Genomic DNA, 13,876 nt, shown 5'->3' on the forward strand with positions numbered 1-13,876 from the left:
GATTTTAAAGTCAGATACTCGATCCGTTTTTTTGTATCCTCTATTCTTCTTTCAGACCGTCCGCAAGTCCATACACATCATTTTCCCTTCCTTTGCAGCCCTCCCATACAATCGGTTCTGCAAAGGTAAGTTTCAGAATGGTATCAATGCTGTCGCGCTCCGGAATCGGGACGGAGATCGAAAAGGTTCCGTTTTCTTCCGTCAGTTCTGCTTTTCCGCCGGAAATCACTTCCCATTTTTCCATTGTATTCCCCGGAATTTCAAACGTGATCTGATCTTTTTCCCATTCCAGAATATGCACATAAACAATATTGTCGCGGTACATCGTTCCGCCCCAGCGGTCCGCAATCACAGGGCCGCCGCGCAGGCCGTACAGCGTTTCGCCGTATTTCGAAAGCCATTCTCCGGCCTGGCGCAGGCGTTTTACCTGCTCCTCATCCATTTTTCCCGTTCCGTCCGGGCCGATATTCAGCAGATAATTGCCGTCCCGCACGGCGATTGAAACCAGATTCTGAATCAGCTGGCGCAGCGGCAGCACTGGTCTGCCCGGGATATAGCCCCAGGAATCCGCAATACAGTCGTTGCTGTCCCACGGCTTGTCCGTCCGCATCCCGTCGATTCTGCGTTCCCGCACATGGAAATCGCCTTCCCAGCCGCCGCGGTTATTGATCATAATATCCGGCTGCAGCTGTCGAATTTCATTTATCAGTTTCTCCGACTCCCAGAAATAATTGACCCTCATATATTCACTGGTCTGCCAGTCATCTTTCCTGTACCAGCCTCTTTCTCCATTCCAGTCCATTCCTCCAAGTGCAAGCCACTCACCATCGAACCAGAGCAGATCAATCTTTCCATAATTACTCATCAGCTCCATCAGCTGATCATGGCACTGTTTTTTCAGTGCCTCTGCACTCTCCCAGTAAAGATCCGGCATGAAATATCCTGGAAAGCGCCAGTCGAGAGGAGAATAATAAAAGCCAACTTTCATTCCTTCTTTCCGGCACGCCTCCACATATTCTTTAACAAAATCCCGATGTGCAGCTCCTTTCATTGCGGTAAAATCACTGCATTTCGAATCGAACAGGCAAAAGCCATCGTGGTGGCGTGTTGTCAGCACCATGTACTTCATCCCCGCTGCCTTTGCATTTTGGGCCCACTGTTCCGCATCAAAATTTTCTGCAAGAAAGTCATCCTTCAGTGTCTCATACTTCCGCACATCCAGATGCTCATTCATCAGCACCCATTCCCCTTTTCCGAGCATCGAATATACTCCCCAGTGAATAAACATGCCAAACTTCGCATCCCGGAACCATTTCATCTGTTCTTCCGACAGTTTTTCTACCTTTTCCGGTCTGTAATTTTTTCTTGCCGCCGGAAAGGATTTCATTTCTTCTATTGTTTTCATTTTTTCTCCAAACTCCGCATCTTTTCCCGGTAGTCATGATACAGTTCTTGATTTACCTTTTCCAATATAGCAATTAATTCTGAATCTGTCATCTCATTCCAGATCATCAGGTGAACGATACGAATGGGCTGAGAAAGAAGCATTTCTCTTACATTTTTCTCTTCTTTCAGACGCTGCGCGAAGATTCCTCCTGCTTTTTCTGTAATTTTACGATACAGCTCTTCAAAAATCTGTTCCCCAGCCTTCGTTTCCAGCAGACGCTCCGTTTTATCCCATCCCTGGATCTGTCTTGGTACTGGAAAAACCGGTGTTACTTCGATCTTCTGTGCTGCACGGATATCCTGTACTGAAAATCCAAGCTCAAGTCCATACATTCCCTGCGGTACCGTCCGCTCATCAACGCGTTCATCGTAGAGTTCAAACAGTTCACGTGAAATGGAAAATACAAACTCTTTTTCTTCTCCCGCCTCCAGTATAATTTTCTGAAAATCGCGAAGTTCCCTGGCTGGCCTTGCTTTCCATGCTCTTGGATTTTTCACATAGAGCTGAACGACCTGAGCCCCTTTTCTGCTGCCCGTATTTTTAATTTTTCCACGCAGAACTGTTTTCTCACAATCTGTGATTTTCTCCTGCTCCACGCTGCACTCCGTAATTTCAAATGTTGTATACGAAAGTCCGAATCCAAACGGAAACTGCACCGGAATTTTTTTCGTCTCGTATCCTCGGTAGCCCATAAACATACCCTCGCGGTACGTCACCTGCTCCGTCTGCTCTGCAAAATTTTCATCCGAGATAATCTGTTCCCGGAACGCCGGAACTGACACAGGCATATGTCCGGACGGATTCACCTCTCCGCTTATCACTTTCACAATCGCTCTTCCAATCCCCTGACCGCCGTAGAAGCATTCCAGAATCGCCTTTACTTCGTCAGCCCACGGCATGGCAACGGCTCCGCCGTTCATCACAACCGCAATTACATTCGAATTAACTGCAGCAATTTCTTTTAAAAGAGCCACCTGGTATTCCGGCAGTTCATATTGCACACGGTCATTTCCTTCTCCTTCAAAACCAAAATCCATAGCAAGGAAAAACAGAACCGCATCTGCATCCGCTGCTGTTTTCACCGCCTCATCCCGGAGTTTTTGCTGCTCCGCTTCACTTCCCGCATTGTTCCTGCGATATCCCATCGCAAACGGTGTATTATCTGCTCCGTTCCATTTTTCTGCACATTCCCAGGCGTCTTCTTTTCCTGCTCCTTCTACTTTTCCGGAGCCCTCCGCCTGAAACAGAGGTTCTCTCGCATATTCTCCAATAACCGCCAGCTTTCTGCCCTGCTGCTGCGGCAGAATATCCTCTTTATTTTTCAGCAGAACAATGGCTTCTTCTGCTGCTGCGCAGACTTTTTCATGATTTTCTTTTAAAAGCAGCTCTCGTTCTTCCTCTGTCTTTTTCGTTTTCGGAATCTTCCACTTTCTCGCATTTCGTATGATGCATTCTGCCCGCTCACGGATCACGTGTTCGTCCAGTCTGCCCTGTTTCCACTGCTCCACCATATAAGCAGTGCTTTTTCCATCCGTTCCCGGCATTTCAAGATCCAGTCCTGCCTCTGCCGATTTCACCCGATCGTCCAGTCCGAACCAGTCCGTCATGACCAGTCCGTCAAATCCCCATTCTTTTCGAAGAATATCGAACAGCCAGCGGTTTTCTGCACAGTATGTTCCATTGATCTTCGAAAGGCTCGTCATGACCGCTGCCGGTTTTCCCTCACGGATTGCAATTTCAAATGCTTTTAAATACAGATCCCGCAGGACATCTTCCTCACAGATTACATTCAGATATTCCCGTTCGGTCTCCTGATTATTTGCAGCAAAGTGCTTGATACATGCGCCGACCTGCTGTGACTGCACGCCGCGGATATAGGCACCTCCCAGTCTTCCTGCAAGAAGCGGATCCTCGGAAAGATATTCCACATTTCTTCCGCAGAGGGGATTCCGTTCCAAATTAACCGCCGGTCCCAGCACCAGATCCACTCCGTACGCAGCCGCCTCTGATCCAATGATTGTTCCTACCTGCTCTGCTACATCCGGGTTCCAGGATGCCGCTACTGCTACTCCCGCCGGCAGACAGGTCGCCGGTTCACTTCGATTAATGCCAAGAGAATCCTTATCCTTTTTCTGATAGCGAAGCCCCATCGGTCCATCGCTCATTTCCAGGGATGGAATATCGTATTCCGGCAGTGCTTTTGTATTCATAAACTGATCGCCGCAGAGAAGCGAAATCAGTTTTTCTGTTTCCATCTCTTTTATTTTCATTTGCTTTCCCCCAATTTTTTCTCAGCCTTTTACAGCTCCAATAGAAATTCCTTTTACAAAATATTTCTGTACGAATGGGAATACGATCAGAATCGGAAGCAGTCCGACGATGGCGATTGCCATACGCACGGTCTCCTGCGGGATTCCCCCTCCTACGCTGGCCAGGTTGATATTACTGTTCGCATTTTTGGAAAGAAATTCGATGTTTTTAATCATATTATTCAAAAGCTGCTGAATGCTGAATTTGTTAGTATCTGTAATATAGTATAATCCATTCGTCCAGTCATTCCAATAACCAAGTCCGGCAAATAATCCGACCGTTGCAATGATCGGTTTACACATAGGAAGAACTACTTTGCGGAATACCTGAAACTCTGTTGCACCATCAATTTTGGCAGCCTCACTTAATGCCGCCGGTACATTTGACTGAATATACGTTCTTGTCAGAATCACATTAAAAGCACTCATCAGCAGACCCGGTATAATTAATGCCGGAATCGTATTTTTCATGTGCAGGTAGCGGGTATACATAATATAGGTCGGTACCAGTCCACCATTAAACAGCATCGTGAAAAACAGATAAAATGCAAGAAATGTTTTTCCAGGAAATTTCTCATGTGCCAGTACATACGCATACAAAAGTGTCATCATCACGCCAATCGTTGTTCCAATCGCGGTTACCAGAATGGTGATTCCATATGCATGGAAAACCTGTGCCCTCTCGTTCCAAATGTACCTGTATGCTTCCAGACTCAGTTCTTTTGGGAAGAAAGAATATCCATGCAGCACAATCTCATTGTTGCTTGTAAACGATGCAACCACCAGAAGCACCAGCGGAATCACCATAATCAGTGAAATCAGTGCCAGAACTACCGTGATCATTCTCTGATAACGCCGTTCCTGTTTTCCTACCATAATTTTGTCCTCTTTTCTGTCAGAACAGTGCATTCTCACTGCTGTAACGTTTTGTAAGCCAGTTTGCAATCATGACAAGTGCAAATCCCATCAGCGACTGATATACACAGGCTGCCGATGACATACTGATGTCACCCAGCTCAATCAGTCCTCGATATACGTAAGTATCAATCGTGTTGGTTGCATTGATCAGCGCTCCCGAGTTCATTGGTACCTGATAAAACAGACCAAAATCAGAATAGAAAATTCTTCCGATGGACAGCAGTGTCATTGTGACTACTGTAGATTTCAGCAGCGGAAGGGTAATACATTTGATTTTATGCCATCTTGTTGCTCCGTCAATCTCAGCTGCCTCATACATTTCCTGGTCAATTCCAAGAATCGCTGCCAGATAAATAATGGATGAATATCCGGCTCCCTTCCAGCAGTTTACAAAAATCAGGATGAATGGCCAGTATTTTGACTCGGTGTAAAATGAGATATTTTCTTTTCCAAGAGAAGTCAGCAGTCCATTAACAAAGCCAGTACGTCCGCTTAAGAACGCATATACCAGATAGCTGACAATGATAATCGAAATCAAAGATGGAATCAGAACAGCAGACTGAAAAATTTTCACTTTTGTCTTGCTTCTTAATTCACTCAGTAAAATTGCAATCAGAATAGATACCGTCGTATTAACGACAATAAATGCAAAATTGTATAATAATGTGTTTCTTGTAATCAGTGCTGCATCCGGTGTTTTAAATAGATATTCAAAGTTGGAAAGCCCCGCCCAGTCACTGTGCAAAATTCCTTTTGCAAAATTCAAATGTTTAAAAGCAATGATGATACCGGTCATCGGCACATAGTTATTAATTAAAAGATATAAAAATCCCGGCGCTACCATTATATATAATGGAAATGCTCTTTTTATATTTTTCCATGTTTTCTTTTTTCCCATAGGAATCCCTCTTTTTCTGTCTCAAAAGCCAGGGCCGGCCGATTCTCATCGTCCGACCCTGTCTGCCTTGTTTATTTATTTGCAAGCCATTCGTCTACCTGTTTCTGCATATCTTCGATAATATTGTCGATACCTGCTGATTTCAGTTCTTCATTGAACTGCGGCAGTGTCGTACTTGGATCTGCATCGCCGTTTTCGATGATTGCTTTATATTTATCTGTTACGTTTGTAATTGCTGTAATTTCATTTTTTACATTTGTCGTGTCATAAATGAATCCATACAGCGGAGATTCCTGTGCAGTATCATTGTATTCCGTAAATTTCTCGTATACATTTTCCGGATCAGTTTCCCATGCATAGCCAACAGAACCATTACCACATAGCCACAGCTCGTTGCCCCAGCCTACCGAATCAGAAGTTACTCCATCTGGATAAGATGCAATTCCATCCGATACAACATAATCTTTGCCTTCAATTCCATATCGGAACAGATTCTGGAAGTCGGAGTCTGAGTACAGCAGATTCAGGACTGCAAGAGCTTTTTTCGGGTTCTCGCACTGTGCCGGAATTGCCCACTGGCAGAAGTTAACAGAGGAAGTACTGATAGTGCTTCTTCCAATCGGAATCGAAACGATTTCTTTACCGGAGTTCATTGTTTCCTGTGTTGCAGTTCCCGGATGCTGGCTTCCATAATAGCTGAACGCTGTATTAGCACGGAACAGATCCTGACGGGTTGTTGTATTCGTTGTAGAATCTGGCATAAAATAGCCTTTCTGGTTCCAGTCATATGCTTTTTCAGCCATCTCTTTGTACTTTTCTGTGTCATACGTATTAATAACGGTGATTCCATCGGATGCATCATCATCGATATCAACGCCGACACCTGAAGTTACAACATCAAACTCTCCTTTTACATAGTTCGCGAAACATCCATTGTTCAGATCCGACGGAATCATCGGATAAAGTTCCGGATGTACTTCCTGGCATTTTTTCAGTACTTCCTCGATATCATCAAAGTTTTTGATATCTTCCGCTTTATATCCAAGCTCTTCCAGAATGTCTGCTCGGCACATAAATCCTGCCTGGGATGCAAGGTCACGATACGTCGGCAGTCCATACAGATTACCGTCGAAATAGCATGCTTCAATATAACGCTCCATTGCACTGTATGCATCCGGTGCATACGTCTCTATCAGATCATTGATTGGATAGAGCTGTCCTCTCTGTCCATCTTCACGAATATTGGACATCAGAAATACCATATCCAGTTTTTCACCGCTCGAAAGCATCAGGTTCGTCTGGTCGTTATAAGCACCCCATTCAATAATCTGAAGTTTTACTTTTGCATCTACCTTTTCTCCGATGATCTCATTCATTTCATCCTCTACGGCCTGCATATCTGCCGGTGATGCATTAGATCCTGGCCATACCATCAGAAGTTCTTCTGTTTTTCCATCCTTCAGATCGGATGTACTATCTCCTGCTTCACTTTGGTTCGATGCTGTTGTCTGCGCAGAATCTGCCTTTGTGCTGTCCGAACTCTTGCTGTCCCCACATCCTGCAAGAAGTGATGCGGTCATTGCCGCCATCAAAACTGCTGCTGCCATTTTCTTTCTCATTTGTGTTACCTCCCGTGTTTTTTGATGGTTTTATCTTACCGCACTTCCACTTCTCTCTCAATTTCAATCCCGACCCGTTTTATAACAAAAACGACTTATCCTTTTGCTTTTGCCGCACGATATTCCAATGGTGTACGTTCGGTCTGTTTTTTAAATATTTTAGAAAAATAGGCCGGAGAATCATAGCCTGTACGAATACTGATTTCAGAAATCGACAGCGTCGTCTCCCGCAGCATTTTCTTTGCCATCAAAATTCGATAATGCTGTACATACTCCATCAGTGTATATCCTGTCTGTTTCTTAAACTCCCGGTTGATATGATCCTGGTTCAGATGCACCAATTCTTCAATCTTCTTTCGTGTAATCACTTCACTGTAATGGCTTTCCAGATACTTTTTAATCGTATTGACCGCATCTGCTATCTCCGGATCTGCTTCCGGTTTGTTTTTTGTTTTATACTCCTCCAGCTTTTCCACTGCTGAAGCAATTGTTTCTTCCAGTTCATCAAATGCAATCGGTTTCAGTAAATACCGGTAAACCCCAAGGGAAATTGCACTTCTCGCATAATTAAAATCCGGGTACCCAGTCAGAATAATATTGATAATTTCAGGATACATATCCTGAATCCATTGAATCAGACTCAGACCATTCTCTTTTGGCATTTCAATATCGCAGATCACAAGATCAATTTTGGAACTACTGATAATGTCCCGTGCAAGATCCGTATTGTAGGCCGTAAAAACCTTTTGAATTCCCTTCTTTTTCCAGTCAATTGCCTTCTCCATAATATGCAGCATGGCAATTTCATCATCTACCAGCAGCAGATTCATTTTTGCTCCCTTCTTTCTACTGTTTTTCTATTCTCGGCAGTAAAATGCGAATTTCACTATATCCCGGCTGACTTGTAATTTTTAATTCATACGCCTCCCCATAAAATTCACGGATACGTTCCTTCACATTCTGTATTCCGATATGTTCTCCTTCTTCTTCAATTGACTCATTCCGATTAATTTTATCAAGAATTTCTTTCTTAAATCCTAAACCATTATCTTCGATCAGAATCAGCAGATCATGCTCGCCTTCTCTTTTTACTGTCAGCTCGATTTCCAGATGCGGAACCAGCATAATATTATGTTTTACACTGTTTCCAACAAAAGTCTGAATCACCAGTGGAAGAATCATTTCATCCTCCATTTCCGGTTCTACGTTTACCTGAATTTCCAGCATATCTTTATAACGGCAGTGCTGAATTTCAACATAGCTTATCAGACATCGAAGTTCTTCTTTCAATGGTACAAAGGTTCCTTTCTGCCCCATCAGATAACGGAAATATGCAGCTGATACCCGGCAGAGTTTCTGAATTTCTTCAAAATCCTGAATCTGTGCCATTCCATGAATCAGATTTAAAATATTGGTATAAAAATGCGGCTGAATCTGCACCTGCAGGAAACGGCTTCGCGCCCTCTGCCGCTCCAGCTCTTTTTCATAAACATCAATTCTTAAAATCTGAATCTGATCTGCCATATGATTAAAGGTCTGATAGAGCTGTCCGATCTGAGATACATTTTCCCGCTCCGGCAGACGTACGTCCAAATCCCCGGTACTGTACTGCTCCATGGCTCTTCGAAGCTGTTCTAATGGCGCAAAGACTGTTTTTCCCTGCAGACCAATTGCCATCAGAATGCTGGCAATTGCAAGCATCATGACTCCCATTAGCAGAAGCGTTCCGAACGTTCCTCCCGGGTCCAGCATTCCTTCATCCATACTGACATAAATCTGTGCATTTGTATATTTCAGTGGATAAACACAAGTTGTACTAATTCCGCTTTTTCTTGTCCCCTGGTGTATTTTTACTTCTCCTGTCTCATTATCCCGCACTTCTACGCAAAGATCTTTTCGTTCTCCGACAAAACCAGATACAATTCTTTCCAAAGAAAATGCAGCTCCAATGTATCCATTTTCAGCCGAATAAATACGCGCCAGGTACTGATGTCCATCAAATTCCATAAAAATCCAGTTTTTCTCTGGTTCCTGATATTGGTTCGCGATATAAGAAATGATTTTCTCTTTAAACGCTCTCTGATAGGCATAAGTTGTCCCTTCCTCTGTGCTTACAAAATAAATATTTCGTTCCGGCACATAGACAAACAGCATCATTTCCCTTCCATACCGTTCTCCCATTTCGATCATGATTTTCTGCTGCTGTACTTTAGCAGTTTCCACCGTTAGCGGATCTTTCGAAATACACAGCTGCTGATAATATGGTGTTGAATCCGTTCCGCTCATCAGCAGAAGCGCTTTTGAAGTTGATGCAAATTTATCCTCCCAGAACTGGCCGTAGCTCTCTATCGTATTAGAAAATAGCCTCTCCGTCTTTCTTCTGTCTCTCTGAATCAGAAAAATACTTACAAGCTCAATAATGAGGACAGCTAAAATCATAACTGTCCCCATGATCCAGAGTGACTTGTAAATAACTGACTTGTCCTCTGTTTTTTTCATTTTCTTTTCCTCATGCAATCTTCTTTAACAAATCACCAGTTCACCATCAAACGCCTGCAGCGTGCAGGTATCTTCCATCTTTTTCTCCTGCAGCACCCCATATCCATTCTCTGGAAGCTCTATTTTCTGCTCCTTTCCCGTCAGATTCACATAAAAATACTGGTTTTCCGCTATTTTTCTTCCAATTACTCCCTGCGGTGTAACCACGGACTGCATACTTTTTTCCCTGCAGCATTCATCAAGAACCTCGCCTAAAAGTTCCGGCTCTGTTTCACAAAACAAATAATACGCCGCTCCTTTTCCATACCGATTTCTGGTTATAGCTGGAATCTGATGTGTCTCCTCACGCTGCAGGACTTCTGCATCTGTTGCTTCGATCTGCTCATAATAATCCACATCAATCCATTTTTCTCTCACTTTCAGAAGTTCTCTTCCGTTTGCCGGATTTCTGCGAAGCTTCTGCTCTTCTTTTTCAGAAACTTCCATACCTGCGGTTCTCTGATATCCAACAATTTCTATTCCAAATACATCAGTCAGGTTTCCTGGTCTCGACGTGTCAAATACCTGACCGGTTTCTTTTACCCATGCAGAATACCCTGTCATAATTGCCGTACCGCCATTTTTTACAAATTCCCGCACCGTGTTTTCCTGCTCGTGATCCATTACAATTTCACCCGGAATAATCAGAATCTGATATTGTTCTGTCATTTGATGCAAATCTACAACATTATAATCCAGGTTTCTCTCTTCCAGAATCCGATGCGCGATGGCAAGGTTGTTGCTGTATGGCATTCGATACTGCATTTTTGCATACGCAGCCATAAGCTCACTGTCATAACTGTAAGAAACAGCAATCTCTGGCTGCGGCAGATATGGAAATCCGTATTTTTCCAGCTTCCGAAAATCCGATGCAATCCACTGGTATTCCCGATAATTTTCATTCGGTCTTCCATCATGATTCAGCATACCGGTCAGATATTGTTCTTCGCCATTCAGCATGCTTCGCCAGGTCCATCCCAGCATCATCTGCATCCGATGCAGCAGACACCAGAACGCATACATTCTGTTCATCCCCATTGCCGCATGATGAATCCCGAAACCACCTGTCACAAATTCAATGCACCACATTGGTTTTCCAGTTTCAGCAATCCGTTTCATGTACCAGGAACCCGTTTTCCAGAATTCCATACTCTCCCTGTCTCCATAGCCAGGATAAAAACCGATGCCAGGATAGTCAACAAATCCAGATGCTGCCTTCAAATAATCAAATCCAAGCGTCTCATATTCTGCAAAATGGTTCGATGTATGAGCCTTTCCCGGCGCATTTTGTTCTACCGTTTCTGCCAGTTCTGTAATAAAATCTGCGATACCATCGGAAAAGAAGCGCCGCATATCCAGCCATGCCTCCGGTGCCCCGATTTCGTATTCATTTACCTGCATTGCAACGTCTTCGAAAGATGAAAGCTTTCGGCTCCAGCGCTGGGTTGCCCAGGCATGATTTAGTGCTTTTATTGTTTTATATTTCTTTTCCAGCCATTTCTGAAATCTCTTCTTCGACGCTTCAGAATAGGATGGATAGCCTGCTCCCAGCTCATTGCACAGTCCAAACGCAAACAGCGCCGGATGATTTTTATAACGGGAAACGATTTTTTTAGCAAACCGCAGTGCATACTTCTGATACTCTGGATCAGAAACATCGTCCATATATCGGCGCAGCGGTGCCTGTGGAGCTCCATTTTTTCCTCCTACATTGCATCCCGGGCAAAGTTTATGAACCCAGATCGGTGCCGGATGCATCGACACATCCAGTATTACATCCAATTTGTATTTTACGCATAACTCCATAACCTGATCAAACCATTCGAAGGTATAAACGCCATCCTCCGGCTCATAGCTGTCCCAGCACAGATGTCCCAGCCGTACTGTATCAAATCCAGCCTCTTTCATCAATTGAAAATCCTTTTCCCACCGCTCCTTCGGCCAATCATGCGGATGATAATTTGTCCCGATATATAAACTCATTTTATTCACTCCGTTTCTGTTTTTTCTTACCTCCATTTTGCAGCAAAATCATTAAAATTCCTATGACAATTACGACGTAAAATATAATTTTATCGAGTTTTTCCTGTTTTTCCATTTTTTCTTAGTCAATTATATTCTAAAGTTGTCTATTTTTCCACTCTTTCTCTGCTTTTTCTTTTTCGAATGCCCAACATCTTACTATGCTGGACAAATCTATTATAAAAGCAGAATTATCTTTATGAGGATTTGTTTTCCGCTAAAATAGGATAACAGCAAAAAAATCCACAGAGCCCTTATCCCCCTGTGGATTTTTCTATTTCTATTCTATTTTCTTCTCCACCCGGTACTTCTTCGGCGATATTCCATAGCGCTCTTTAAAAATCCGATGAAAATAACTCATGTTCTCGTACCCGACCCGCTCGCCGATGTCTGCCACGGAAAGTCCTGTCGTTTCCAGCAGATACGCGGCCTGGGTGAGGCGTTTGTTCTGGACAAGTTCAGTGTAGTTTTTCCCGGTCAGGCGGCGGATCATGCGGCTTAAGGTGTAAAAATCGTAGTGCAGTTCTTCCGCCAGTTCCGAAAGGCTGCCCTCCCGGTAATGTTCCTCGATATAGCGGTATACGCCGAGCAGCATCTCCTGTTCAAAATACTGCTCTCCCACCTGCACGCGTTCGGTGTAGTTCATGAGTTGCAGGAATAAAAGGCCCATCGTAATCTGATTGATGCTCCGCTTATTGCTCTGGTGATGTAAGAGCGTCCAGACGAGATTTTCGATCAGATTCTGCACCGGAAGGACATCCGCGATTCTGTAATGCAAATAACAGAGCGGTACCTCCCCGCTTTTCAGACAGCCGACGATAAAATCCTTTAACTGATTCTCCTCTGCCCCGATCATTCGCAGCGTCTGGTCAAAAAACTCCGGCAGAATCAGAAAGTTGACCGCGATATCGTCACGCCCTGCCGGTTCAATTTCCTGCACTGCATTCTGATTCAGAATCAGCAGCTCACCCGTTTTCAGCTCGATCCGGTCCCCGTTGATGGTGTGCACGGTGCTTCCCTGGCACATGTAGATCATCTCGACATAATTGTGGCTGTGCGCCGGAAAACGAATAAACCGCGTGTGCGGCCGAATATCAATCAATTTTCCCCTCTCCAGCAGCTTTCCCGCATCCATCACAAACTTCTGCCCGCTCGAATACCGCTCCTTTTCCACTTCCGTCTTGCCGTCCAGAATCGCCTGTTCCTCCTCCGTAATCCGGGACAGGTCTGCTATAATTTCCTGTTTCACGATTATTCCTCACATTTTTCACGTTTTTTCTGCTTTCTATTATATTCCATTCTGGTGCAATTGACACTCCCCACAGCTAAAGCAGGGGGATTCTTGTTTCTTCCACTACTGCATTGACGAATCCCTTACGGTACTGCAATGTCTTACACAGTGTCCACAAGCTATGTTTATCCTGTTCCCGTATGCCCTACGGTACAGCTTTTCATCTTTATGCAGACTGCATCTGCAGTGCTTTTTTCAGAATATTAATGCCTGCATTCGTATCCCGGTCATGAACTGCATGGCATTTCGGGCACTCCCAGATACGAATGCTCAGATTTTTTATCCGTGGATTTCTGTAGCCGCAAGAGCTGCAGGTCTGACTGCTCGGATACATCGTTGGTACTCTGTGAAGTTCATTTCCATACCAGCTGGCTTTATATTCCAGCATTTCGAAAAACTTTGCCCAGGAAACACTTGCTATGGATTTTGCCAGTTTATGGTTCCGGATCATTCCCTTCACGTTCAGATCCTCGATACAGATGGTTTGGTTTTCGCGCACCAGCATCGTTGACTGTTTCTGCAGGAAATCATTCCGCTGATTGGCTATTTTCTCATGCACTCTGGCTACCCTGAGCCGCTGCTTCCCGCGGTTATGGGAATCTTTCTGCTTCCGGGAAAGTCTGCGCTGTTCTCTTATGAGTTTTCGCATGGAGCGTTCCAGATATCTGGGATTTGATACCGTATTTCCATTGCTGTCAGAATAGAATGCTTTGATTCCGACATCAATTCCAATCGTTCCTCCAGCATTTGGGCGTGGTTCCGGTTCGAAATCAACATTTAAGACTGCAAAATATTTTCCGGCCGGTGTGTACTCAATGGTTACGTGATTAATTT

The 13,876-nt window shown here is 44.1% G+C and carries 10 protein-coding genes; all 10 read right to left on the reverse strand.

The window, feature by feature from the left end; genetic code table 11:
- Positions 1-40: 40 nt before the first annotated feature.
- On the reverse strand, positions 41-1,405 hold the full coding sequence (locus DW915_RS13150) for an alpha-L-fucosidase (RefSeq protein WP_118742258.1): 1,365 nt from the start codon (positions 1,403-1,405) through the stop codon (positions 41-43).
- A complete protein-coding gene (locus DW915_RS13155) occupies positions 1,402-3,717 on the reverse strand; it encodes a beta-glucosidase family protein (protein WP_118697458.1) in 2,316 nt (771 codons plus the stop codon). Before DW915_RS13155 ends, DW915_RS13150 begins: the two co-directional genes overlap by 4 nt.
- A 21-nt stretch (positions 3,718-3,738) precedes the next feature.
- Positions 3,739-4,632 carry a carbohydrate ABC transporter permease gene (locus tag DW915_RS13160; RefSeq protein WP_022462073.1) on the reverse strand — a complete coding sequence of 298 codons (894 nt, stop codon included), beginning with the start codon at positions 4,630-4,632 and terminating at the stop codon, positions 3,739-3,741.
- Positions 4,633-4,651: 19 nt separating this feature from the next.
- The gene (locus DW915_RS13165) at positions 4,652-5,572 is read right to left on the reverse strand and encodes an ABC transporter permease (RefSeq protein ID WP_022462072.1); all 921 of its coding nucleotides are present in this window, start codon (positions 5,570-5,572) and stop codon (positions 4,652-4,654) included.
- Positions 5,573-5,643: 71 nt separating this feature from the next.
- On the reverse strand, positions 5,644-7,191 hold the full coding sequence (locus DW915_RS13170) for an ABC transporter substrate-binding protein (protein ID WP_118697457.1): 1,548 nt from the start codon (positions 7,189-7,191) through the stop codon (positions 5,644-5,646).
- A gap of 95 nt (positions 7,192-7,286) precedes the next feature.
- Positions 7,287-8,021 (reverse strand): response regulator transcription factor, encoded by a 735-nt coding sequence (locus DW915_RS13175; protein WP_055218660.1) that lies wholly within the window; start codon positions 8,019-8,021, stop codon positions 7,287-7,289.
- 16 nt (positions 8,022-8,037) lie between these two features.
- On the reverse strand, positions 8,038-9,690 hold the full coding sequence (locus DW915_RS13180; protein ID WP_117509490.1) for a sensor histidine kinase: 1,653 nt from the start codon (positions 9,688-9,690) through the stop codon (positions 8,038-8,040).
- A 24-nt stretch (positions 9,691-9,714) separates the two neighbouring features.
- Positions 9,715-11,712, reverse strand: a complete 1,998-nt coding sequence (locus DW915_RS13185; RefSeq protein ID WP_158581064.1) for a beta-galactosidase — start codon at positions 11,710-11,712, stop codon at positions 9,715-9,717.
- A 319-nt stretch (positions 11,713-12,031) separates the two neighbouring features.
- Positions 12,032-13,000, reverse strand: coding sequence for an AraC family transcriptional regulator (locus DW915_RS13190; protein ID WP_022462067.1), 969 nt, complete (start codon positions 12,998-13,000; stop codon positions 12,032-12,034).
- A gap of 208 nt (positions 13,001-13,208) precedes the next feature.
- Positions 13,209-13,876 (reverse strand): RNA-guided endonuclease TnpB family protein (locus tag DW915_RS13195; protein WP_147398443.1); only part of this gene is annotated, 668 nt, incomplete at its 5' end.

Source organism: Blautia sp. AM42-2 (assembly GCF_003480245.1).
GTDB lineage: Bacteria > Bacillota > Clostridia > Lachnospirales > Lachnospiraceae > Fusicatenibacter > Fusicatenibacter saccharivorans.